This is a genomic window from Sphaerotilus microaerophilus, assembly GCF_023734135.1.
In the GTDB taxonomy this organism is placed as follows: domain Bacteria; phylum Pseudomonadota; class Gammaproteobacteria; order Burkholderiales; family Burkholderiaceae_C; genus Sphaerotilus; species Sphaerotilus microaerophilus.
Genome location: NZ_AP025730.1, coordinates 2773028 through 2796941, shown reverse-complemented (window position 1 = coordinate 2796941; position 23914 = coordinate 2773028). Strand labels below are relative to the sequence as shown.

Below are 23914 nucleotides of genomic sequence, written 5' to 3'. Positions count from 1 at the left end.
GTCAGGACTCCCGGGTGCCCAGCAGACCCTTGGGCCGGAAGATCAGGATCAGCACCAGCATCAGGTAGGGCAGGATCTGGGCCGTTTCGGACAGCTTGATGCGCAGCAACGGGAACAGCGGGCTGTCCGGGCCGATGGCCAGGCCGAGGTGGCGGAACACATCCACCCCGTTGGCATCCACCGTCAGCGGCAGCGTCTGCAACAGGCCCACCACCAGCGAGCCGACGAAGGCGCCGGAGAGCGAGCCCATGCCGCCAATGACGATCACCGCAAAGATGATCGGGCCGATGTTGGCCATGTTGGGCTCGGTGACGAAGGTGACGCCACCGATCACGCCCGCCAGGCCCGCCAGCGCACAGCCGCTGCCGAACACCAGCATGAACACCCGCGGCACGTTGTGGCCCAGGGCCTCGGCCATTTCCGGGTGGGTCAGCGCCGCCTGGATCACCAGGCCGATGCGGGTGCGGGTGAGCAGCAGCCACAGCGAGGCCAGCATGCCCAGCGCCACCAGGGCCATGAAGGCGCGCGTCATCGGGAAGCGGGTGCAGGCATCGCCCACGCCGCTGCACAGCTCCGCCGGCGCCGCACCGGCCACCACCGAGAGGCCACGCACGGCCGACTGCACGATGGTGAAGGCCGGCCCCTGCAGCCAGAGGGGCGGATCAAAGGTCAAAGGCGAGCGTCCCCAGACCAGCGCCACCACCTCGCCGACCACGTAGCTCAGGCCGAAGGTGATGAGCAGCTCCGGCACGTGGCCGAACTTGTGCACCCGCCGCAGCGCGGTGCGCTCGAACAGCGCCCCCAGCGCCCCCACCAGCAGCGGCGAGACGACCAGCGAAGCCGTGAAGCCGATGACACCGGTCAGGGTATAGGCCGCATAGGCGCCCACCATGTAGAAGCTGGCGTGGGCAAAGTTCAGCACGCCCATCATGCTGAAGATCAGCGTCAGGCCTGAGCTGAGCATGAACAGCAGCAGGCCGGAGCTGATGCCGTTGAGCAGGTTGATGAGGATCTGGTCCACGTGGGTAGGTCGGCTCGCTGTCGTGCTGCAAAGAAAAGGCCCGGCGGATCGCGTTCCTCCGGGCCTGGGGATCACCCGGCCGGCTGCGGCGCCGGCATGCCTGCAGCGCTCAAGGGCGCTTCATCTGGCAGGAGGTGGGCGTGCTGGCCACGTACGCGTCGTAGGCCTTGACCGGCGCAAAGGTGTAGCCGGTGTTCTCGACGCTGTACTTATTCTTGGCGTCGGTCTTCTGCCACACCGAGATGAACAGGCCCTGCTGCATCTGGTGGTCGGCCTTGCGGATCTCGACCTCGCCGTTGAAGCCCTTGAACTTCAGCCCCTCCATGGCCGCCGCCACCTTGACCGGGTCGGTGGACTTGGCCTTGGCCATGGCCTCGGACACGGCCAGCAGTTCGTTATACACGTCCTGGGTGTACAGGTCGTCGTTGAACTTGGCCTTGAACTCGTCGCTGAGCTTGCCGAACGCGCCAGGCATGTTCGAGTGGCCGTAGGCCACCATGTAGACGCGGCCAGCGCCGGCCGCGCCAATGGCCGTGGGCGCACCACTCACCGAGGCGTAGTAGGTGTAGAACTTGACGTTCAGGCCGGCGTCGTTGGCCGCCTTGATCAGCAGCGTCAGGTCGGAGCCCCAGTTGCCGGTGATCACGGTGTCGGCACCCGACGCCTTGATCTTGGCCACGTAGGGAGCGAAGTCCTTGACCTGGGCCAGCGGGTGCAGGTCATCGCCAACGAACTGGACGTCCGGGCGCTTGCGGGCCATGATCTCCTTCGCAAACTTGCTGACCTGGTGACCGTGCGAGTAGTTCTGGTTGATCAGGTAGACCTTCTTGACGTCGGCCTGATCCTTCATGAAGGTGGTCAGCGCCTCCATCTTCATGGAGGTGTCGGCGTCGAAGCGGAAGTGCCAGTAGCTGCACTTGCTGTTGGTCAGGTCGGGGTCCACCGCGGCGTGGTTGAGGTAGATCACCTCCTTGCCGGGGTTGCGTTCGTTGTGCTTGTTGACCGCATCCACCAGCGCCAGCGCGACGCTGGAGCCGTTGCCCTGGGTGATGAAGCGCGCGCCCTGGTCGATCGCTGCCTTCAGTGCGTTCAGGCTCTCGGCCGGGCTGAGCTTGTTGTCGATCGGGATGATCTCGAACTTCACGCCGGCCGGGTTGCTCTTGTTGAAGTGCTCGGCCAGGAACTGGAAGGTCTTGACCTGGTTCTGGCCCACCGGGGCCATCAGGCCGCTGAGCGGGTCGATCCAGGCGATCTTGACCGTCTCGCCCTTCTGCGCCTGGGCCGATCCTGCGGCCAGCAGCAGCGCCGCGGTGGCGGCCATCACGAGGGGTTTGCGAACCAGCTTCATGCGGAGTCTCCTGAGTCGAGGTGGGGTGCAAATCGAATGGACAGGACGGTAACGGAGCACCGGCGATCTGCCTTCAGGGACTACCCGACGGGTCTGTCGCACGAGGGACAAACCCGTCGAGCCGCCCCTCCGACCACCTCAACGCCACGCCCAAAAGGGCCGCCGCCCGTGCGAGCGCAGCCTCTCCCCGGCCTCGAAAACAGCCGATCCAACGCACCCCGAGGAGCACCAACCCGGCTTGACGCGCCGGATGCTCGCCCACGTGGGGCGAGCACCGGACAGGGCCGGCTCAGGCGCCCGGCAGCTTGTGGTCCTTGAACTGCTCGCGCAGCTTGGCCTTGAGCATCTTGCCGGTGGCGGTGTGGGGGATGTCGTCCACGAACACCACGTCGTCGGGAATCTGCCACTTGGCGATGCGCCCGTCGTAGAAGGCCAGCATCTCCTCGCGGGTGAGCTCCTTGCCCGGGCGGCGCACCACCACCAGCAGCGGGCGCTCGTCCCACTTGGGGTGATGGCAGGAGATCGCGGCGGCCTCCATCACCGCCGGGTGCGCCATCGCGACGTTCTCCAGGTCGATCGAGCTGATCCACTCGCCACCGGACTTGATCACGTCCTTGCTGCGGTCGGTGATCTGCATGAAGCCATCGGCGTCGATGGTGGCCACGTCGCCGGTCGGGAACCAGGCCTGGCCGTTCAACTCGCGCAGCGGCGACTCGTCGGCCTTGTTGAAGTAGCTGGAGATCACCCAGCCGCCACGCACCAGCAGGTCGCCACTGGCCCGGCCATCCCAGGGCAGTTCGTTGCCGTCGTTGCCGACGATGCACATGTCGATGCCGTAGATCGAGCGGCCCTGCTTTTCCAGCAGGCGGTGCTTGTCCACCGCCGGCAGGTCGGCGTGCTTGGCCTTGAGCTTGGACAGCGTGCCCAGCGGCGACAGCTCGGTCATGCCCCAGGCATGGATCACCTCGACGTTGAAGTCGTCCTCCAGCGTGCGCATCATCGCTGGCGGGCAGGCCGAGCCGCCGATCACCGTGCGGCGCAGCGTGGACAGCTTCAGGCCGTTGTTCTTCATGTGGTTGATGACGCCCAGCCACACCGTGGGAACGCCGGCCGAGAAGGTCACGCGTTCGTTCTCGAACAGCTCGTGCAGCGACTTGCCGTCCAGATGCGGCCCCGGGAACACCAGCCGCGCGCCCACCAGCGGCGCACTGTACGGCAGGCCCCAGGCGTTGACGTGGAACATCGGCACCACCGGCAGGATGGTGTCCGACGAGGCGCAGCACATCGCATCCGGCAGCGCCGCAGCGTAGGCATGCAGCACCGAGGAGCGGTGGCTGTACACGGCGCCCTTCGGGTTGCCCGTGGTGCCGGAGGTGTAGCAGATGCTCGACGCGGTGTTCTCGTCGAACTCGGGCCAGGCATAGTTTCCGTTCTCGGCCTCGATCAGTTCCTCGTAGCACAGCAGGTTGGAGATCTTCGACGCCTCGGGCATGTGCGCCCGGTCGGTCATCAGCACGTAGTGCTGGATGCAGGGCATCGCGGGGGCCAGCTTCTCGATCAGCGGCAGGAAGTTGAGGTCGAAGCACAGCACCTTGTCGGCCGCATCGCCGGCGATCCAGGCGATCTGCTCGGGAAACAGGCGCGGGTTGATGGTGTGGCAGACCAGCTCGGAGCCGGACGCGCCGTAGTAGATCTCGAAGTGCCGGTAGCCGTTCCAGGCCAGCGTGGCCACCCGGTCGCCGGCCACGCAGCCCAGCCGGGCGAAGGCCTGGGCGAGCTTGCGCGAGCGCAGCTCGGCGTCCTTGTAGGTATAGCGATGGACATCGCCCTCCACGCGCTTGGACACGATCTCCGTGTCCGCGCTGTGCCTGGCCGCATGCACCAGCAGCGACGAGATCAACATCGGCATGCGCATCATCTGGCCCATCAGGCTGCTCATTCGTATCACTCCTTCCAATGGAATCAGGGATCCCGGGATCACGGCGGCGCGGCGCGCCAAGGCGGCGGTCACTATAGGAGCCGCGCCCCACCCGCCCCCTAGCATCTTTCCCGGAGGAACTGTCTTGCAGGCGACCGTTGCAGGGCCCCGCGCGGTGGCGATGGGGAGGGCCTCGCGTCGACGCGCCGTGCACGAACCCGGTGCACTGTGGCACGGTGCCGATGACCGGCCCATGCGTTGGGTCAACCGCCACCGGCCGCCTGCCGCCCAGGCTGTCACCGACGTGACGGCGGCTGTGTCGCAACGGCCTGAGCGCCTCCACCGGGGCCACATTTCCTTGCGCCAGCGGGAACATTCGACAGCCGCGCAGCCACCACCCCACCCGAAGCAGGGATGGTCAGCGCGGGTTACCCCGGGGGCCGCCCGCATAATCCGGCCGCTGTCCGTGCGCCACCGGCGCGGGCCGCCTGCACATCCCTCGCACCTCCCCTGCGCCCACCGCGCACCGCCCTGCCTCTGCACCGATGAAGCTGCTGCTCGATTTCCTGCCCATCGTCCTGTTCTTCCTCACGTTCAACGCGGCGGAGAAGCGCGCGGACGAGGCGGCCCGCCTCGCCTCCGACTGGTTCGGTTTCATGGTCTCGGGCGGCGTGGTCGGCCCCAAGGAGGCCCCGGTGCTGCTGGCCACGGTCGTGGTCATCGCCGCCACGCTGGCGCAGGTGCTGTACCTCAAGGCGCGGCGCCAGAAGGTGGACACCATGCTCTGGGTCAGCCTGGCGCTGGTGACGGTGCTGGGCGGCGCCACCATCTATTTCCACAGCGAGGCCTTCATCAAGTGGAAGCCCACGGTGCTCTACTGGGTGATGTCGGCGGCCTTCCTGCTCAGCCCGCTGCTGGCCGGCAAGAACCTGCTGCGGATCCTGCTGGGCGAACAGGTCGAACTGCCCGAGTTCGCCTGGAAGCGCCTGAACTGGGCCTGGGTGCTGTTCTTCGCCTTCATGGGCGTGCTCAACCTCTGGGTGGCCTTCAACTTCGAGACCGCCACCTGGGTCAACTTCAAGCTCTTTGGTGGCATGGGGCTGATGTTCGTCTTCATGCTCGCGCAGGGCTTCTACCTGACCCGCCACCTGAAGGTCGAGGACCAATGAGCGCGACCACCTCCCGCCAGGTTCCGCTCGCCGAACGACCCAGCGCGACGCAGATCGAGGCCCTCCTGCAAGCGCGCTTCGAGCCGGTCCGGCTCGCCGTGATCGACGAAAGCCAGCAGCATGCCGGCCACGCCGGAGCGGCCGAAGGCAGCCACATGCGGGTCGAAATCTGCTCCACGGCCTTCGCCGGACTGAGCCGGGTGGCCCGACATCGCCTCGTGTATGATGCCCTTTCAGCTCAGATCCGTAGAGGAATCCACGCTTTGGCGATCATCGCCGAAGTTCCCTGAGGCGCTACCGCCCCTCGCTGGATTCCCCGGAGCGACCTGCAGCTGTTTCCCCAGTCGGCCGACAGCCAGCGCTGCCTCGGCCGAATCAACCTGATCCCGGCCCGGCCCCCTCGCGGTGCATGCCAGCCGGACCGCCCTGCTGAAAGGTTTCCCCCTCCATGAAGAAGCTTCAGATTGCCGTGTCTGCCGTTGCCCTGTCGGCCGCGCTGCTGCCGAGCCTGGCGGCCGCGCAGAACATTGCCATCGTCAATGGCAAGGCAGTGCCCAAGGCTCGCTTCGATACCCTGATGACGCAGATCACCAAGCAGGGCAACCAGCCGCGCACGCCGGATCTGGAGCGCCAAGTGAAGGATGAGCTGGTGCTGCGCGAGATCTTCGTGCAGGAAGCCGAGCGCGCTGGCGTGCAGCGAAGCGACGAGTACAAGCAGCAGATGGACCTGGCCCGCCAGAGCCTGCTGATCCGCGAGCTGTTCACCAGCTACCAGAAGAAGAACCCGGTCACCGACGAGCAGCTCAAGGCCGAGTACGACAAGCTCAAGGGCCAGAACAGCGGCAAGGAATACCGCGCCCGCCACATCCTGGTCGAGAAGGAAGACGAGGCCAAGGCCCTGGTCGCCAAGATCAAGGGCGGCGCCAAGTTCGAGGACCTGGCCAAGGCCTCCTCCAAGGACCCGGGCTCGGCCCAGAACGGCGGCGACCTGGACTGGGCCGCACCGGGCAACTACGTGCCCGAGTTCTCCCAGGCCATGACCAAGCTGGAAAAGGGCAAGTTCACCGAAGAGCCGGTGAAGAGCCAGTTCGGCTACCACATCATCCAGCTCGAAGACGTGCGTGAAGCCCAGTTCCCGCCGCTGGAAGACATCAAGGCCCAGCTGCGCCAGCGCCTGGAGCAGCAGAAGATGGCCAAGTTCCAGGAAGAGCTGAAGGCCAAAGCCAAGACCGACTACAAGTTCGGCCAGTGAGCCAGACCGGGATCGCGCCAGCAGGTGCGGTCCGTGGCAGCGACCAGGGCGCCTCCGGCGCCCTTTTTCATGGCCGGATCAGGCGTGAATCGGCCAGATCCAGGTGAGCCTGCCGCGGCGCCTCGTGGCGTTCAGCTGCGCAACGCCACCCAGGCGCCGATCAGCCCCAGCAGCACCGGCTGGTGCAGCATGTAGTAGGTCAGCGACCAGCGCCCCAGCAGCGCCAGCGGCTGAAGAGGACGTGGCAGCGCCCCGCTGACCACCGCCGGCCAGCGGCGCAGCGCCTGGTGCATGGCGAGCAGCCCGCCAAGCAGCACACCGAACCACGGCAGCAGCGGCACGTAGTCCTCGGTGGGTGGCTTGTGGGTCACCAGGCCGATCCAGTCGGTCCAGCGGCTGTCAAATACTTCGTGCGACCACCCCAGCGGCAGCAGCAGGCAGGCCAGCGCCAGCGCCAGCGCGATCAGCCAGGGCGCACCCCGCACAGCCAGCAGGCGCGCCAGCAGCGTCATCAGTGCCAGTGCGTGCAGCACGCCGAAGCTGATCCAACGCGGTCCGAACATCCACCAGGACCCAAGCGACACCGCCAGCGCGCATAGCGCCACCTGCGACCAGCGCCGCCAGAAACGCGGCCACGGCACACCCTGGCGCTGCGCCACCGCCTGCCCGGCCCCAGCGCAGGCCAGGAAGAGCGACAGGATCAGCATGCGCTGCACCGTCCAGAACGGGTCCTGGTAGAAGTTCTGCCGCCCGATCAGGCCCTGCAGATTCAGGTCGAAGCAGGCGTGGAACCCCGTCATCCACAGCATCGCCGCACCGCGCAGCGCGTCGAGCCGGTCGAAGCGAGCCCCGCGGCTCGGTGTGAGTCGTTCAGGAGGGGCAATCGGCAGATCGACTTTGCGCGCTCGTTCAGGCATCGCGCAAAGATAACCGACGCGATCGGCCGGCCCGGTCGGGGCAGCGCAACGTAACATCTGTCACCCCCCCCTGCTGCATCCAAGCCGCCTGCCCATGACCACTGCCCACCTGCCCCGTCGCAGCGCCGAAGAACAGGAGCGCGTGCACGCCGAACTGTCCGACCTCTTCGAGCGGCGCATCTGCTTCAATGAAGTGCTCGGGCTGAGCATCGAGTCGATGGATCCGCACGACTTCCGCATGCGCTTCTCGATGCGGCCCGAGCTGGTGGGCCACTACCTCTACGGGCGCCTGCACGGCGGGGTGATCTCCGCGGCGCTGGACGCCACCGGCGGCAATGCGGTGATGCTCGCCCTGGCCGAGAAGCACGCCCACGAGACGGCCGAGCAGGTGATGCACCGCTTCGCCCGCATCGGCACCATCGACCTGCGCATCGACTACCTGCGCCCCGGGCTGGGCAGCCACTTCATCGCCAGCGCCGAGATCGTGCGCCTCGGGGGCCGCGTGGCAACGATCCACATGCGGCTGGTCAACGACACCGGCACCCTCGTGGCCACCGGCAGCGGCGCCTACATCGTCAGCTGAACCGGGCCGCAGCGGCTCCGCCAGGCGCGGCGTCGCGCCGAAGCGAGCGCCTGACCGCTGGTTACGCCCGCAACACGGCAGCCACGGCGTCCTGCATTGACTGTGAAATACTTCACGGATCATGCCTGGATGCCGCGCCACCGACCCTTCATTCGCAGGAACGCCGACCCACGTTGGAGGGCCGGGCAGCCCGTGGCCGCGGGAAGGCCGCCGCGATGCGCCTGCGGCCTAATCGGAGCCAGTCCCGGCCGGCCGTGGCAGCGGGTTGGCGCCATGAGCCAGCGCGCACGCACCGCCGGGTCCGACCGACGAGCCGAACCCACCTCCCACCCATGTCCGCTGCCCCTGCCGTACCGACCCCTGCGCCGCCCGGACCGGCCGCCGTGGTCGACCATGCCCGAGAGCAGGCCGTCGCCGTGGTGCAGCGGCTGCTGCAGCGTTTTCGCGCCGAGACGCGCCTGAGCCCCGACGCCCACGCACCCGTGCGTGACGCCGCCTTCCACCAATGGCTCGGCAGCGCCAGCGGCATGCTGCCCGGCAAGCTGGCCTGGGTGCGCCCCGAGCTGGCCGACCTCGGCCTCGTGCCGCTGGCCGAGGGGCGCCAGCGCCTGTGCATCGCCCTGCGGGGCGACGAGCCGCTGGTCGGCCTGGTGCTGGCCGACCCCTTCGACCGGACCACCCGGCTCTGGCTGGAAGCCCGCCTGCGCGCGGCCGGCCGGCCCAGAACGCGCTGGTACGTGGCACCCGCCGACGAGGTGCTGGACTTCTACGACCGCCTCGCATCGGCCACCCCGGCCCCCGGCTCTGCGCCGGAGCCGGTGCCAGACGTGGCGGCGGCGTCGCTCAAGCCCCCGGGTATGCCTGCAACCCCACCCACCTTGGCGCTGGCACCCGTCGACCGGTCCGCGGACCGGCCTTCGGCCATGGCACCGCCCCCGCCGGTCGCCGCGCCGCCGCGTATCGAGACGGTGCCGACCGATGACGCCCCCGCGCGGCGCTTCGTCTCCCAGGTCCTGGACGAGGCGCTGGCGGCCTCGGCCAGCGACGTGCACCTGGCCAGTACGCCCGACGGCCTGCTGGTGCGCTACCGCATCGACGGCGTGCTGCAGGTGGTCAATGGCGCCGACGGGCGCGACTTTGCCGCGCGGGTCATGCGCCGCCTGAAGCTGCTGGCCGACCTGGACCTCGCCCCGCAGCGTGGCGCCCAGGACGGCCGGGTGCAGCTGGCCCACGAGGACCGCGAGGTCGAGGCGCGCCTGTCCATCCTGCCCAGCCGCCATGGCGAGGACGCCGTCCTGCGCATCCTGGACCGCCATTCGCTCGCCCAGGGCGGCTGCCTGGACGTGGCCAGCCTGGGCTTCGACCCGCTGGTGGCGGGGGCGATGCGCCGCATGGCGCGCATCCCGCACGGCCTGCTGATCGTCACCGGCCCGCCTGGCAGCGGCAAGACCAGCACGCTCTACGGCCTGCTGGGCGAGCAACCGCCGGGCAGCGACCGGCTCATCACCATCGAGGACCCGATCGAGGCCCCGCTGCCCGACGCCCTGCAGATCGCGGTGGACGACGCCCACGGCCTGGGCTGGACCCACGCCCTGCGCGCCGCGCTGCGCCACGACGCGGACCGCATCATGCTCGGCGAGTTGCGCGACGTGGAAACCGCCCGCCTGGCGGTGCAGGCCGCCCTGGGCGGGCAGCGCCTGTTCGCCGGGGTGCGCGCCAGCCAGGCCTTCGAGGCCATCGGCCGGCTGACCACCCTGGGCGTGGACCCCTACGACCTGACGGCAGCGCTCAACGGCGTGATCGCCCAGCGGCTGCTGCGCAAGGTCTGCCCGCACTGCGCCGAGCCGTTCGAGCCCGACCCGGCCCTGTTGGCTGCCAGCGGCCTGCCGCGCGCGGTGCTGGAAGAGGGCTGGAGCTTTCATCGCGGCCTGGGCTGCCCGGCCTGCCGCGGCACCGGCTACCTGGGCCGCCAGGCCATCGCCCAGGTGCTGACGCTGGACCTGGAGCTCAAGGGCCTGATCGCGCAGCGGGCCTCGCCCGCCGCCCAGCGCGAAGCCGCCGAACGCCACGGCCTGACCACCCTGCGCGAGGCGGCACTGGAGCTGGTCAGCAGCGGCCTCACCACCCTGGAGGAAGCGAATCGTGTCACTGCGGTTCAGGAATGAGTTGCGCATGGAGCTGCGCATGGGCAGCTGCCACGTCGAGATGAGCGGGCGCGGCTGGCGCCCTCGCCCCGCCGCGGTGGCCGATGGCACCGGCGCTGGCGCCGCCGCCCTCAGCGCCGCCCTGCAGGCCCTGCGCCTGACCGAGATCGAGTCCCTGCCCACGGTGGCGCGCCTGACGGTGGCCGACGAATACGTCTACTACGCCCTGCTGGACGAAGGCCTCTCGCCGCAGGCCGCCCGCGAGCAGGCCCAGCTGCGTTTCACCGACGTGCTGGAGCGCAGCGACCTGCGGGTGCAGGTCATGCCCCTGGGTGGATCGAGCGCCAGCCGGCGCTGGCTGGCCGCGGCGGTGGCCGAGCACGACCTGCAGGCCTGGAGCGCCGCGATGGCGCAGGTCGGCGTGCGGCTGACGCACCTGCACGCCGCGTTGATCGAGGACCTGCGCCAGCTCGCCGGCCAGATCCGCGAGGACGACGCGGTGATCGCCCTGCTGCGCGACGAGGGCGTCTCGCTGGTGCGCCTGCGCGAGGGCCTGCCGATCGCGCTGGCCTGGGAGCGCTTCGACGCCGACCTGCCCGATTCGCTGGAGCAACGCCTGCGCGCCTTCATCCGCGCGGCAGCCGCCGAGGCCAGCGTGGGCCACCAGTGCGTCATCTACCTGCTGCCCGAGAGCAAGGCGCTGTGCCGCTACGTCTGGGATGGCCGCGACCTGCCCGGCCTGTTCCGCCCGCCCCTGGGCGGCATCGGCACCCGGGCCATGGCCCACCCGCCGTCCGGCGCCCAGCGGGCCTGGGCGGACACGGTGCAGCTGCCCGCCACCCTCGCCTTCTCCACCGCCGCGTTGCGCAGCCAGGCGGGAGCCGACAGCCCGGTGGCCACCCCCCTGCCGCTGCCGGAGGTGGTCGAGGGCATGGGCGAGGGATTGGACGGCGCCGGAATGGACGCATGGCATGGCACGCCCTGGCACACCGCGGCCGAGGCGGGTTCACACCGAGGACCATGAAGCGCCTGCCGCGCCTCGACTTTCTGGCGCGGGTCCCGCCGCGCCGCAGGGCCGGCTGGTGCCTGCTGGGGCTGGGTGCACTCGCGCTGGGCATGGCATTGGCGCTCAAGGCGCCACGGGTGGGCCCGGCGGCTCCAGGTCAAACCTCAGGTCAGGCTGCGGGCGAGGCCCCGCCGCCGGCGGGCCCCGCCCCCCCGGCGGGACCGCCCTGGGAACGGCTCTTCGCCCTCGAAGCCGACCACGGCCACGGCGCGGTGATCCTGCTGGCGCTGCAGCCGCTGGGCGATCCGCCCCGGCTGCGACTGCAGGCACAGGCCGCTGACCTCGCGGGGATGCTGGCCTGGCTGCGCCAGCTGGAGGCCGACCCGCGGCTGGCACAGGTCACCCTGCTGCACCATGAGTGGCGTCCAGCCATGCCAGCTGCGCCGGGCACCCCCGGCGCCGCGGGCACCACCCCCCAGGTGCACTTCGAGGTCCAGGCGCTCTGGCGCACGGGCAGCAGCCCGGGCTGACAACGGCCTGCAAGCCAGCCAGGACGGGTCGCTTGGCGCGCCCGGCCTGCGGGACAGCAGACCGGGAAGCCGCCAATGCAGTACAACCCCGGCCGTGCCGCTGATTCCCTCACCCCCGCCCCCCGCCCGACGGGTCCCCGCTGCGCTGCGGCGCTGCCTGCAGTCCGGGCGTGAACACCTGGGCTGGCCCGGTTGGTTGGGCCTGCTTTGCCTGGCGGGCAGCCTGGCGGTGACGCTGATGGGCCCGCCCGCTGGCCGGGTGGCCGTCGAACCGGCAGGACAGGAGCAGCACCCGGAACAGGGGCCAGGACAGGGGCAGGAACTGGCGCGCCTGCTCGCGCTTGCACAGCGCCACCAGGTGCGCTGGCTGCGCAGCAAACAGCTGCCGGCAGCACCTGCTCGGCCGGGTCGGCTCCAGCTCACCCTGCAGGGACGCCCCGAACACCTCGAAGCCTTCATGGCCGAACTTCCGGCAGCGCTTCCCGGCACCCGCATCGAGCTGCTGTCGCTGGACCGCACGGCATCGACCGCGCGAGGCGACCTTGACGCCAGCCTGCAACTGACCTTCCGCCAGCCCGGCACCGCACCCTGAGCGCGTTCGCCGGATCGGCCTGTGCGCGGGCAAAAAAATGCCCGGCCGAAGCCGGGCAAAGGCCCAAGTCATCACGAGGATGACTCGGTGCGGGGGACTGACGGCGGTGCCCTCCCAGGGGCAACACACAGCCACAAACGCCACAGGCTCAGGGCGCACCATCTGCTCCCGGATCTGCAACATTCGTTACAGGATGTAGTATCCATGAATTACTTCACGATTTCCCATGGACCCAAGGAATTGATGGGTGACTTTCCCATGTTTAGGCGGCTACCTGGCAACAAATGACCGTCGCAGTGCCGTACTCAACCGCTCCGGTTCACGCCGTATTTCTCAGAAAACCCAGTCCAAGTTGCACGATCATCAGCCTTCAATGACCAATTGAACCCAACCGACTCTCCTTCTGCACACCGAGCAGAGGAAGATCCAGGCACTCCGAAGCACACCATAAAGTTGCATAACAACAACATACAACGGGCAATGCGGTCCTCTTTCGCCGGATCCATCGGTCGTCACAGCCGCCACGGACTGACCCCAGTCAAGCCCAGGCCTGACCAGGCTCGCTAGGCTTGCAGACGTTCTGCCGGTTCTGCCTGAATCGCCCCCCCTCCGGGTACCACGCGGGTTGCCACAATCGCGCCCACCTGACTTCATCTGCTCACCACCATGTCCGTTCCCGCCGCCTCGCAGCCTGCAGCCGCCCTCTCTCAGGCCGCGCCCACGCCCACGCCAGAACAGGACGTGCTGATCGTCGGCGCCGGACCCGCCGGCCTGGCGCTGGCCTGCGCGCTGGCCGACATCGGCCTGAGCGTCACCGTGCTGGAGCAGCAGGACGAGGCCCGCATCGCCGCCCCGCAGCCCGACGGCCGCGACATCGCCCTCACCCACCGCGCCCGCAGCGTAATGCAGGGCCTGGGCCTGTGGCAGCGGCTGCCGGAAGGCGAGATCGCCCCCATCCGCGCGGCCCACGTGAGCAACGCCAACTCGCCGCGCTTCCTGCGCTTCGATGCCGAGCAGGCGAACTGCGAAGCGCTGGGCTTCCTGGTGCCCAACCACTGGCTGCGCAAGGTCGCTTACGAAGGCGCCAAGGCCCGCGGTGCCGCGGTGCGGCTGCTCTGCGGCGCCACGATCCGCCAAGCCAGCACCGCTGCCGAGCGCGCCGAGGTGGTCCTGGACCTGCCCGCAGCCGAAGGTGGCCGCAGCGAGCTGACCCTGCACGCGCCGCTGCTGGTGGCCGCGGACAGCCGCTTCTCCACCACGCGCCGCCGCCTGGGCATTGGCGCGAACTCGCGCGACTTCGGCCGCACCGTCATCGTCGCGCGCTTCTCGCACGAGCGCGAGCATGACGGCACGGCGCACGAGTGCTTCCGGCTGGGCAACACGCTGGCCATCCTGCCGATGAATCACCGCCAGGTGTCGGCCGTGGTCACCGTGAAGTCCAGCGAGGCGGAAGCCTGGATGGCGCTCTCGCCCGAAGAATTTGCCGGGCGCGTGGCCGAGCAGTTCGGCTACCAGCTGGGCACCATGCAGATGGTGGGCGAGCGCCACGCCTACCCGCTGGTGGCGGTGTACGCGCACCGCTTCGCCACCCACCGCGTGGCGCTGATCGGGGACGCCGCCGTGGGCATGCACCCTGTGACGGCGCATGGCTACAACTTCGGCCTCTACGGCATCGAGGTGCTGGCCCAGCAGCTCGACCGCGCCCGCCGCGCCGGCCGCGACCTGGGCGTGACGGCGACGCTGGCGCCCTTCGAGCTGGAACACCGCCGTGTGACGCTGCCGATCTACCTGGGCACGAACCTGGTCGTGGGCCTGTTCACCGACGACCGGCCGCCCGCCAAGCTGGTGCGCCAGGCGGTGCTGGCGGTATCCGACCACCTGCCGCCGGTCAAGGACGCCATCACCCGCCAGCTCACCGGCCAGCGCCCGGGCTGGCTGCCGGACCTGCGCAAGCTGCTGTCGGCGCTGCCGGCCTTGCCGGGCCGCCCGTCGGCACCGCGCTGACCGGCGTCGCCTCCGACCGCGCTGCGCGGGCGGGCGTGGCACCTCGGGTGCCCGCCCCCTTGGCGGTGCGGATGGACTCGATCAGCCCGCGGTGGCGGCCGGCTGCGGCGGGGCCACCGCCTGCAGCGCCTGCACCTTGATCGAGAAGTTCAGCGGCTTGCCCTTGCGGCCGCGCTTGCCGGTGTGCTGCGCCACCGCATTCGGACGCAGCTCCTCGTCCTTGGCCTTGCCGCCGCGCCCGCTGCCCAGCACGCGCAGGTTCTGCGCAAAGCTGGTCACTGCCACCAGCGGGTCGTCCGCCTCCACGTCCATCAGCATCAGGCCGCGCCCGCCGTTGGGCTGCTGCTTGAGCTCATCCAGCCCGTAGACCAGCAGCCGCCCGAGCGCGGTGGCGCAGGCGACCTGGCTGTGGCCGGGCTCGATGCGCACCGGCGCAAAGGGCAGCTCGCCCGCCTCCAGGCTCAGGAAGGCCTTGCCGCCCTTGTTGCGCGCCACCAGGTCACCCAGCTTGGCCAGCAGGCCGGTGGCGCCGCTGTGGGCCAGCAGCAGCAGCTGCTCGGCAGCACCGGCCAGGTAGTGCACCACGCGGGTGCCGGCCTCCAGGTCGACCAGCGTGGTGATCGGCACGCCGTCCCCGCGCGCGCCGGGCAGGCCGCTCACCGGCACCGAGTAGACCCGGCCGTTGCTGCCGAAGACGATCAGCGCGTCCACCGTGCGGCACTCGAAGGTGCCGTACAGCCCGTCGCCGGCCTTGAAGGCAAAGCCCGCCGGGTCGTGGCCGTGGCCGGTGCGCGCACGCACCCAGCCCTTGGCGCTGACCACCACGGTCACCGGCTCGTCGACCACCTTGACCTCGGCCACGGCCTTCTTCTCGGCCTGGATCAGCGTGCGGCGCTCGTCGCCATGGGCCTTGGTGTCGGCCTCGATCTCACGGATCGTCACCCGCTTCAGGCTGGCCGGGTGGTCCAGGATGTCCTGCAGCTTCTCCTGCTCGCTGCGCAGCTGCGCCAGCTCCTGCTCGATCTTGATGGCCTCCAGCCGCGCGAGCTGGCGCAGCCGGATCTCCAGGATGTCCTCGGCCTGGCGATCGCTCAGGCGGAAGCGCTCGATCAGCGCCGCCTTGGGCTCCTCGGCTTCGCGGATGATGCGGATCACCTCGTCGATGTTGAGCAGCACCAGCTGCCGGCCTTCGAGGATGTGGATGCGCTCCAGCACCTTGCCCAGGCGGTGGCGGGTGCGCCGCTGCACCGTCTCCAGGCGGAAGCCCACCCACTCGGTGAGCATCTGGCGCAGGCTCTTCTGCGTCGGGCGGCCATCGGCGCCGACCATCGTCAGGTTGACCGGCGCCGAGCTCTCCAGGCTGGTGTGCGCCAGCAGGCTGGTGATCAGCTCGCTCTGGCTGACAGTGCGGCTCTTGGGCTCGAACACCAGGCGCACCGCGGCGTCCTTGCTGGACTCGTCGCGCACGCCGTCCAGCACCGCCAGCACGGCCGCCTTCAGCTGGGTCTGGTCGGCGGTGAGCGCCTTCTTGCCTGTCTTGACCTTCGGGTTGGTCAGCTCCTCGATCTCTTCGAGCACCTTCTGCGCCGAGGTGCCCGGCGGCAGCTCGGTGACCACCAGCTGCCACTGGCCGCGCGCCAGTTCCTCGATCTTCCAGCGCGCGCGCACCTTCAGCGAGCCGCGGCCGGTGCGGTAGGCGTCGCGGATGTCCTCGGCGCTGCTGATGAGCTGGCCGCCGCCCGGGTAGTCCGGGCCAGGCACGAGCTGGTAGAGCGCTTCGTCGCTGAGCTGCTCGTCGCGGATCAGCGCCACCGCGGCGGCGGCCACCTCGCGCAGGTTGTGGCTGGGGATCTCGGTGGCCAGGCCCACCGCGATGCCCGAAGCGCCGTTGAGCAGCACGAAGGGCAGGCGCGCGGGCAGCTGGCGCGGCTCCTCGGTGGAGCCGTCGTAGTTGGGCACGAACTCGACCGTGCCCTCGTCGATCTCGTCGAGCAGCAGGCGGGCGATCGGTGCCAGGCGCGCCTCGGTGTAGCGCATCGCCGCGGCGCCGTCGCCATCGCGGCTGCCGAAGTTGCCGTGGCCGTCCACCAGAGGGTAGCGCTGGCTGAAGTCCTGCGCCATGCGCACCAGGGCGTCGTAGGCAGCGGTATCGCCGTGCGGGTGGTAGCGGCCGAGCACGTCGCCCACCACGCGGGCGCTCTTGACCGGCTTGGCCCCGGCCGCGCCGGTGCTGTTGGTGAAGCCCAGCCCCATGCGCTGCATCGCGTAGAGGATGCGGCGCTGCACCGGCTTCTGCCCGTCGCACACATCGGGCAGGGCGCGGCCCTTGACGACGCTCAGGGCGTATTCGAGGTAGGCCCGCTCGGCGTAGTGGGCGAGTGTGAGCTGGTCACCGCCCTGGGGGGCGGACGGGGAGAAATCGAGGGGGGATTGTGGATCCATCGGCACCTGGGCCGCCTGGGCAGCGTGCCGGGATGGCGCCACCGCCCTGCGGCGCTTGCAAGGCGCGCGATGTTATCTGACGTGGTCTGGCAGGCCGCCGATCCAGCTCGACGATCAGGCTGCTGCCGCCTCGGGCCCGCTGGCGGCGCCGCCGCGCGCCGTCCGCTCGGCCAGCAGCTGCTCGCGCAGGGTGAGGATCTCGCGCTCGGAGGCGCCCAGCGCCTGTGCCAGTTCGGCCCGGCTGGCGACCACCTGCTTGCGCAGCGCCTCCACCTCGTCACGGTCGCCCTTGCCGTCCTCGACCAGCTTGCGCCGCGCCCCCTCGGCCTTCGCCAGGTCGTGGTTGACGCGCACCAGCATCGCGCTCAGGTCCTTGATCTGCTTGTCGCGCTCCTCGATGCGCGCACGCAGGCCGTCGGTGTCGGCCTCCTGCGCTTCCAGGGCGCGGTTGGCCTCCAGGCGGGCCGCCTCCAGCGCGGCGATGGTCTCTTCGTGCTCGGCGCTCACCGAATACATCTGCTCGGTGTGACGGAACTCCGCCTCCTGCATCGAGCGCTCGGCGTGCCGGGCCCAGCGCCACAGCCCGACCGCCAGCCCGGCGACGATGCCCAGACCAAAGGCGGCCAGCAGGTAGATCCACAGTTGAGCGAGCAGGAACACGCGGGACTCCGTTCGAGGTCTGGTCAGGTCGGGGTGGGTGGTCGTCAGCCAGCTGGGGTGGTCGCCCGGCGCGTCAATCGGCCTCGGCCTGCACGAAGCGGAAGGCCACGCGCCGGCCGGCCGCCGCCGCCAGCGCATCACCCGCGCCGGCTGTCGCGGGCGTGACCTGACCGACTGTCTCCAGCTGGCCGATGGGCACGCCCTGCAGCAGCAACTCGGCGGCCACGCTCGCAGCGCGCCGGCGGGCAAGCCGCTCGTTGACGGCGGTGTCGCCCCGGCCGTCGGCATGGCCTTCCACGACGACACGCCAGGCCGGGCAGCGCACCGCCACCGAGCCCAGGCGCTTGAGCAGCGGCCGGGCTGGCGCTTCGAGCTGGCTGGATGCGGCGCGGAAATGAATGGCCTCGCCACCCAGCGCCGCGTCGAAGGCCGCAGAGCAGGCGGCGCCCAGGCCCCGGCCCGCCAAAGGATCGGCCGACGCAACCGAAGCGGCCTGCGGCAGACCCGCACTGGTGGGCGGCAGGTCCGCGTAGGTCTGCGCATGCGCCTGGCGGGCGCGCACCCGCACCCGGTTGTCCATCCCCAGGAAGACACCCGGCAGGCCCATGTACGGCGCGAGCAACTCGCGCGCCCGGCGCTCCAGCGCCGCCCGGGCGGGTTCATCGGGTGCATCACCGTGCAGCACGCCGACGCTCTCGCTGATCTTCAGCCGCGCCCAGGGGAACCCGGCATCGGCCAGGGCCTGCGTGGCCCCCACCTGCGCCCGCGCACGCAGTTCGGCCGGTCGGGCCGCACCGAAGCTCGCTGCATACCAGCCCAACGCCAACCACGCCGCCGCTGACAGCAACGCGCCCCAAACCCCTACCCGCACCAACGGGCCCATATGCCGACCTTCCTCCTGCCAAACCCGCGAAAACAGTGCCGGATGCACCAATATGTAAAAGAATGTACTCAATCCGGCAGATCTGTCCATCGCCCGATCCGGCAATTCAGTCCGGATGCGCAGGAGTTCTCGCATTGTCGGGCCGCAGCCGAAGTCGGCACCGCAGGGCAGCCCCCGCGACCCGATGGGGCCGTCGGTCCGGCGCCCCACGTCCCCGGGGGGCGCAAAGGCGGGGCAGGCCCCGCCGGGACGCGGGTCAGACGTCCACTTCGACGCTGTCGCCGTGCAGCTCCATCAGCTCGCGGCGCGCGGCGGCCTCGCCCTTGCCCATCAGCTTGCCCATCGACAGCGCGGTGGCCGCCAGGTCGAGTGCGCCGTAGTCCACCCGCAGCAGGCGGCGGGTGTCGGGGTTGAGCGTGGTGTCCCAGAGCTGCTCGGCGCTCATCTCGCCCAGGCCCTTGAAGCGGCTGATGCTCCAGCTGCCTTCACGCGCGCCTTCCTTGCGCAGCTTGTCGAGGATGGCCTGCAGTTCGCCGTCGTCCAGCGCATAGAACTTGGCCGCCGGCTTCTTGCCGCGGGCTGGCGCATCGACGCGGAACAGCGGCGGTTTGGCGACGTACACATGCCCGGCCTCGATCAGGCGTGGGAAATGGCGGAAGAACAGCGTCAGCAGCAGCACCTGGATGTGCGAGCCGTCCACGTCGGCGTCGGACAGGATGCAGACCTTGCCATAGCGCACACCGGACAGGTCCGCCGCGTCCTCCGGCCCGTGCGGGTCGACGCCGACCGCCACCGAGATGTCGTGGATCTCGGCGTTGGCGAACAGCCGGTCGCGCTCCACCTCCCAGGCGTTGAGCACCTTGCCGCGCAGCGGCAGCACCGCCTGGGTCTCCTTGTTGCGGCCCATCTTGGCGCTGCCACCGGCCGAGTCGCCCTCGACCAGGAAGACTTCATTCAGCGCGAGATCACGGCTCTCGCAGTCGGTCAGCTTGCCCGGCAGCACCGCCACGCCCGAGCCGCGCTTCTTCTCGACCTTCTGGCTGGCGCGCTGGCGGCTCTGCGCCTGGCGGATCACCAGCTCGGCAAGCTTGCGGCCGTACTCCACGTGCTGGTTCAGCCACAGCTCCAGGGCGGGGCGCACATAGGCGGTGACGAGCCGCAGCGCGTCACGGCTGTTCAGGCGCTCCTTGGTCTGGCCCTGGAACTGCGGGTCCAGCACCTTGGCCGAGAGCACGAAGCTGGCGCGCGAGAACACGTCCTCGGGCATCAGCTTGACACCCTTGGGCAGCAGCGCATGCAGCTCGATGAAGCCCTTGACCGCGGCGAACAGGCCGTCCTTCAGACCGGCCTCGTGCGTACCGCCGGCCACGGTGGGAATCAGGTTGACGTAGCTCTCGCGCAGCGGCGCGCCGTCCTCGGTGAAGGCCACGCACCAGCTCGCGCCCTCGCCCTCGGCAAAGTTCTCGGTCTCGCCGCTGCCGGCGTACTGCTCGCCCTCGAAGAGCGGGATCAGCGGCTCGCCGTTCAGGCTCTGGCTCAGGTAGTCGCGCAGGCCGCCCTTGTAGGCCCAGGTCATCACCTCGCCGGTCTTCTCGGTCTTGAGCGTGACGGTCACGCCCGGCATCAGCACCGCCTTGCTGCGCAGCAGATGCACCAGCTCGTGGCGCGGCAGCTCGTTGCTGTCGAAGTACTTCGCGTCCGGCCAGACCCGCACCGCCGTGCCCTGGCGGCGCTCGCCCGGCGTGGCGGGGCGCACCACCAGCGGCTCGATCACGTCGCCGCCGGAGAAGGCCAGGACGGCGGACTGCTTCTCGCGCCAGACCTGCACCTGCAGCCGGGTGGCCAGCGCGTTGGTCACGCTTACGCCGACGCCGTGCAGGCCGCCCGAGAAGCTGTAGGCGCCGCCCGAGCCCTTGTCGAACTTGCCGCCGGCATGCAGCCGGGTGAACACGATCTCCACCACCGGCACCTGCTCCTCGGGGTGCAGGCCGAAGGGGATGCCGCGGCCATCGTCTTCCACGCCCACCGAGCCATCGGCGTACAGCGTGACCTGGATGCGCCGGCAAAAACCCGCCAGCGCCTCGTCGGCGGCGTTGTCGATCACCTCCTGCACGATGTGCAGCGGGTTGTCGGTGCGGGTGTACATGCCCGGGCGCTGCTTGACGGGCTCCAGGCCCTTGAGCACGCGGATCGAGCCCTCGGCGTAGTTGGATGCCGCGGACGAAGAGGCTGACGAAAGCGAAGGGGACGGATGGGGCAGGGAGGTCGACATGGCGGCGGATTCTAGGCAGCCTGCCGCGGCCGCTTCGCGAGGGCGTCGCGGACGCCTGGCGGGCTACCGCACCGGTCAAACCGTTGCAATTTCACAACCAATGACCGGTCACCCTGCAAGCAGGCGCTTGCCAGAGCCGCACGCGGTGCGAGATGTGTCACCGAAGGACACACATGGCGCGCGGGAACGCCAGGCACCGACACAGGCCGGTGCTAGCCTTCGCGCCGTTCTGTCTGCCTCGTGCAAGGAAGTTGCCATGAAGACCACCGCCCCCTCCCTGCGCCTGCTCGGCGCCGCCGCCCTGCTCGTCCCCGTCCTGACCGCCCAGGCGGCCGATCTCAACAAGATCAATACGCTGACTCAGACCGACTTCCGTCTGCTCAGTGAAGACCTGGGCGCAGCGCTGTCCTACAAGGGCCTGGTGCCGGCCGAGTCGCTGGGCATCACCGGCTTCGACATCGGTGTCGCCGCCACCGGCACCTCGCTGCAGCACCGCGACATCCTGGCCAAGGCGGCCAACGGCTCGACCGTGCCGAAGACGCTGCCGGTGACCACCGTGCGCGTCGTCAAGGGCCTGCCCTTCAACATCGACATTGGCGCCGCCGTCGGCACCGTGCCGGGCACCGACCTGCGCGTCTCGGGCGCCGAGCTGCGCTGGGCCATCCTGCCCGGCAGCACCCTGATGCCGGCCATCGCCCTGCGCGGCGGCGTCAGCTACGCCAGCGGCGTCGACCAGCTCAAGCTGCGCACCACCAGCCTGGACCTGTCGATCTCCAAGGGCTTCCTGATGTTCACCCCGTACGCCGGCGTGGGCATCGTGAAGGTCGCCTCGCAGGCCAAGACGGTGGACGGTCAGGTGCCGACCGCCACCCAGAAGGAAAGCTTCGACGAGAGCAAGGTCTTCGCTGGCGTGAACCTGAACCTCGGCCTGGTCAACATCGCCGTCGAGGGCGACAAGACCGGTGACGCGTCCAGCTACGGGCTGAAGCTCGGCTTCCGCTTCTGACCTGACCGCAGGGCCTGCGCCCGAGCATCCCGAAGGGCCGGCCTTGCCGGCCCTTGTCATTTCCGGAACCGGGTGCGCCCTGGCGCAATGCTCTAAAGTGCCGGCCCATGTCTTCTTCCGCACTCCCCGCGACGGCGTCGCCGGCCCCCCTGTCCCTGCGCCAGGTGCTGCTGTGCAGCGCCCTGATCGTCACCGTCTCGATGGGCATCCGCCATGGCTTCGGCCTGTGGCTGCAGCCGGTGACGATGGAACGCGGCTGGACACGCGAGACCTTTGCCTTCGCGATGGCGCTTCAGAACCTGGCCTGGGGCCTGGCTGGCCCCTTCGCCGGCATGCTGGCCGACCGCTGGGGCGCCACCCGGGTGCTGCAGGCCGGAGGGCTGCTCTACGCGGCGGGCCTGGCGTGGATGGCCACCGCAGCCACCGGATTGGGCTTTGCCGCCAGCGCGGGGGTGCTGATCGGCGTCGCCCAGGCCGGCTGCACCTACGCGGTGGTCTATGGCGTGATTGGCCGCAACGCACCGGCCGAGCGACGCTCCTGGGCGATGGGCGTGGCCGCGGCGGCCGGCTCCTTTGGCCAGTTCCTGATGGTGCCGGTGGAGAACTGGCTGATCGGCCACCTCGGCTGGCAGCCCTCGCTGTTCGCGCTGGCCCTCCTGGCACTGGCGATCCTGCCGCTGTCGCTGTGGCTGCGTGAGCCGAAGACGGCCGCTGCGCACGGCGGCATGCACGCGCAGGGCATCGGAGCGGCGCTGCGCGAGGCCTTCGGCTACCGCAGCTTCCTGCTCATCACCGCCGGCTACTTTGTCTGCGGCTTCCAGGTGGTGTTCATCGGCGTGCACATGCCCAGCTACCTGAAGGACCACGGCCAGGCGCCCGAAGTGGCCACTGCGGCGCTGGCGCTGATCGGCCTGTTCAATGTCTTCGGCACCTATGCCGCCGGCGTGCTGGGCCAGCGCATCGCCAAGCGCCACCTGCTCGCGGCGATCTACCTGCTGCGCTCGGTGGTGATCATCGTCTTCCTGGCCGCGCCGCTGACGCCCTGGTCGGTCTACCTCTTCTCGGCGGTGATGGGCCTGCTCTGGCTGTCCACCGTGCCACCGACCAATGCGGTGATCGCGCAGATCTTCGGCGTGCGCCACCTCTCGATGCTGGGCGGCTTCGTCTTCCTGAGCCACCAGATCGGCTCCTTCCTCGGCGTCTGGCTGGGTGGCGTGCTCTACGACCGCAGCGGCAGCTACGACATCGTCTGGTGGATCTCGATCGCGCTGGGCGTCTTCGCCGCCCTGGTGAACCTGCCGGTGCGCGAGGGGGCCATCGCCCGACCGCCCGCGCTGGGCCAACCGGCCTGACCCGCCATGGCCGAAACGGCGCCCCGCTCGCGCCTGCCCTGGCGACTCTGGATCTTGCGACTGCTGGTGGTCGCGGTGCTGTTGCTGGTGTTCCTCGCCTACCTGCTGCCCGAGATGGTGGTGGACCTCGGCAATCGCCTCTGGAGCTGCTTCTGACCTCGCCCATCCCGGCTCAAGCCCCTGCCACGGCCGCGCCCCCTTCCCCCCCTTCCGACTGGATCACCCGATTCACGCACCTGCTGACGCCCGGCGCAACCGTGCTCGACCTGGCCTGCGGCAGCGGCCGGCACCTGCGCTGGCTGGCCGCGCAGGGCTGCCGGGTGACGGGCGTGGACCGCGATGCAGTGGCCATCGCGCCGCTGCACGAACTGGCAGAAATCGTCATCGCCGACCTGGAGGGCGCCGACTGGCCGCTGGCCGGACGCCGCTTCGACGCCGTCGTGGTGACGAACTACCTCTGGCGCCCTCGCCTGGCCGACGCAATGGACGCAGTCGCCCCGGGTGGGCTGCTGCTGTACGAAACCTTTGGCGCCCAACAGGGCGAGGTCGGGCGGCCATCGCGCGCCGAGTTCCTGCTCCAGCCCGGCGAGCTGCTGGCAGCGCTACCAGCGTCCAACTGGCGCGTCGTGGCCTACGAGGACGGCTGGCTCGACGCACCACGCCGACACGTGCAACGCGTGGCCGCATTGCGAAACGCCGGAGCAGTCCCTGCACTGGCCCCACCGCTGGGCGCCGCCGACACCGCCCCCAGCCCCCAGCACCCGGGTCACGTGGGCCCGGCCGAAGGGGCCGGGAGCCACAGTTAGAATTGAACG

The 23914-nt window shown here is 70.0% G+C and carries 21 protein-coding genes; 13 read left to right on the top strand and 8 right to left on the bottom strand.

Features of this window, described 5'->3' with window-relative positions:
• Nucleotide 1 precedes the first annotated feature (1 nt).
• The 3 genes from NGK70_RS12145 to NGK70_RS12135 form a co-directional block, all read right to left on the bottom strand.
• Nucleotides 2–964 carry a branched-chain amino acid ABC transporter permease gene (locus tag NGK70_RS12145; RefSeq protein WP_428985613.1) on the bottom strand — a complete coding sequence of 321 codons (963 nt, stop codon included), beginning with the start codon at nucleotides 962–964 and terminating at the stop codon, nucleotides 2–4.
• Nucleotides 965–1130: 166 nt separating this feature from the next.
• A complete protein-coding gene (locus tag NGK70_RS12140) occupies nucleotides 1131–2369 on the bottom strand; it encodes a branched-chain amino acid ABC transporter substrate-binding protein (protein ID WP_251973461.1) in 1239 nt (412 codons plus the stop codon).
• 289 nt (nucleotides 2370–2658) lie between these two features.
• Nucleotides 2659–4308 carry a 3-(methylthio)propionyl-CoA ligase gene (locus NGK70_RS12135; protein ID WP_310742602.1) on the bottom strand — a complete coding sequence of 550 codons (1650 nt, stop codon included), beginning with the start codon at nucleotides 4306–4308 and terminating at the stop codon, nucleotides 2659–2661.
• 524 nt (nucleotides 4309–4832) lie between these two features.
• Here NGK70_RS12135 and NGK70_RS12130 point away from each other — a divergent pair.
• From NGK70_RS12130 to NGK70_RS12120, 3 genes are all read left to right on the top strand, one after another.
• A complete protein-coding gene (locus NGK70_RS12130; RefSeq protein ID WP_251973460.1) occupies nucleotides 4833–5456 on the top strand; it encodes a septation protein A in 624 nt (207 codons plus the stop codon).
• Nucleotides 5453–5746 (top strand): BolA family protein, encoded by a 294-nt coding sequence (locus NGK70_RS12125; protein WP_251973459.1) that lies wholly within the window; start codon nucleotides 5453–5455, stop codon nucleotides 5744–5746. Before NGK70_RS12130 ends, NGK70_RS12125 begins: the two co-directional genes overlap by 4 nt.
• Before the next feature lie 158 nt (nucleotides 5747–5904).
• The gene (locus NGK70_RS12120) at nucleotides 5905–6708 is read left to right on the top strand and encodes a peptidylprolyl isomerase (RefSeq protein ID WP_251973458.1); all 804 of its coding nucleotides are present in this window, start codon (nucleotides 5905–5907) and stop codon (nucleotides 6706–6708) included.
• A gap of 131 nt (nucleotides 6709–6839) precedes the next feature.
• On the opposite strand, the gene NGK70_RS12115 is transcribed toward NGK70_RS12120, so the two are convergent.
• Entirely contained in the window at nucleotides 6840–7625 is a 786-nt protein-coding gene (locus tag NGK70_RS12115) for an acetyltransferase domain-containing protein (RefSeq protein WP_251973457.1), read from the bottom strand.
• Between the two features lie 94 nt (nucleotides 7626–7719).
• Between NGK70_RS12115 and NGK70_RS12110 the strand changes: the two genes are divergently transcribed.
• From NGK70_RS12110 to ubiM, 6 genes are all read left to right on the top strand, one after another.
• Entirely contained in the window at nucleotides 7720–8208 is a 489-nt protein-coding gene (locus NGK70_RS12110) for a thioesterase family protein (protein ID WP_251973456.1), read from the top strand.
• Nucleotides 8209–8540: 332 nt separating this feature from the next.
• Nucleotides 8541–10373: a GspE/PulE family protein gene (locus NGK70_RS12105; protein ID WP_251973455.1), complete on the top strand. Its 1833-nt coding sequence runs from the start codon at nucleotides 8541–8543 to the stop codon at nucleotides 10371–10373.
• Between the two features lie 7 nt (nucleotides 10374–10380).
• Nucleotides 10381–11376, top strand: a complete 996-nt coding sequence (locus NGK70_RS12100) for a hypothetical protein (protein ID WP_251973454.1) — start codon at nucleotides 10381–10383, stop codon at nucleotides 11374–11376.
• Nucleotides 11373–11888 carry a hypothetical protein gene (locus tag NGK70_RS12095; RefSeq protein ID WP_251973453.1) on the top strand — a complete coding sequence of 172 codons (516 nt, stop codon included), beginning with the start codon at nucleotides 11373–11375 and terminating at the stop codon, nucleotides 11886–11888. The genes NGK70_RS12100 and NGK70_RS12095 overlap by 4 nt, the downstream gene beginning before the upstream one ends.
• Before the next feature lie 94 nt (nucleotides 11889–11982).
• A complete protein-coding gene (locus tag NGK70_RS12090; RefSeq protein WP_251973452.1) occupies nucleotides 11983–12480 on the top strand; it encodes a hypothetical protein in 498 nt (165 codons plus the stop codon).
• A gap of 666 nt (nucleotides 12481–13146) precedes the next feature.
• Entirely contained in the window at nucleotides 13147–14484 is a 1338-nt protein-coding gene (gene ubiM, locus NGK70_RS12085; RefSeq protein WP_251973451.1) for a 5-demethoxyubiquinol-8 5-hydroxylase UbiM, read from the top strand.
• Nucleotides 14485–14565: 81 nt separating this feature from the next.
• On the opposite strand, the gene parC is transcribed toward ubiM, so the two are convergent.
• The 4 genes from parC to NGK70_RS12065 all read right to left on the bottom strand — a co-directional run bounded on the left by parC (nucleotide 14566) and on the right by NGK70_RS12065 (nucleotide 20741).
• A complete protein-coding gene (gene parC / locus NGK70_RS12080) occupies nucleotides 14566–16926 on the bottom strand; it encodes a DNA topoisomerase IV subunit A (protein ID WP_251973450.1) in 2361 nt (786 codons plus the stop codon).
• A 114-nt stretch (nucleotides 16927–17040) separates the two neighbouring features.
• The gene (locus tag NGK70_RS12075; RefSeq protein ID WP_251973449.1) at nucleotides 17041–17586 is read right to left on the bottom strand and encodes a hypothetical protein; all 546 of its coding nucleotides are present in this window, start codon (nucleotides 17584–17586) and stop codon (nucleotides 17041–17043) included.
• Nucleotides 17587–17659: 73 nt separating this feature from the next.
• Nucleotides 17660–18406, bottom strand: coding sequence for an OmpA family protein (locus NGK70_RS12070; RefSeq protein WP_251973448.1), 747 nt, complete (start codon nucleotides 18404–18406; stop codon nucleotides 17660–17662).
• A gap of 319 nt (nucleotides 18407–18725) precedes the next feature.
• Nucleotides 18726–20741 carry a DNA topoisomerase IV subunit B gene (locus tag NGK70_RS12065; RefSeq protein WP_251973447.1) on the bottom strand — a complete coding sequence of 672 codons (2016 nt, stop codon included), beginning with the start codon at nucleotides 20739–20741 and terminating at the stop codon, nucleotides 18726–18728.
• 256 nt (nucleotides 20742–20997) lie between these two features.
• On the opposite strand from NGK70_RS12065, the gene NGK70_RS12060 reads away from it, so the two are divergent.
• From NGK70_RS12060 to NGK70_RS12045, 4 genes are all read left to right on the top strand, one after another.
• Nucleotides 20998–21747 (top strand): hypothetical protein, encoded by a 750-nt coding sequence (locus NGK70_RS12060; protein WP_251973446.1) that lies wholly within the window; start codon nucleotides 20998–21000, stop codon nucleotides 21745–21747.
• 107 nt (nucleotides 21748–21854) lie between these two features.
• Nucleotides 21855–23099: an MFS transporter gene (locus NGK70_RS12055; protein ID WP_251973445.1), complete on the top strand. Its 1245-nt coding sequence runs from the start codon at nucleotides 21855–21857 to the stop codon at nucleotides 23097–23099.
• 6 nt (nucleotides 23100–23105) lie between these two features.
• A complete protein-coding gene (locus NGK70_RS12050) occupies nucleotides 23106–23255 on the top strand; it encodes a hypothetical protein (protein WP_251973444.1) in 150 nt (49 codons plus the stop codon).
• An 8-nt stretch (nucleotides 23256–23263) separates the two neighbouring features.
• The gene (locus tag NGK70_RS12045; protein WP_256490853.1) at nucleotides 23264–23905 is read left to right on the top strand and encodes a class I SAM-dependent methyltransferase; all 642 of its coding nucleotides are present in this window, start codon (nucleotides 23264–23266) and stop codon (nucleotides 23903–23905) included.
• Nucleotides 23906–23914 lie beyond the last annotated feature (9 nt).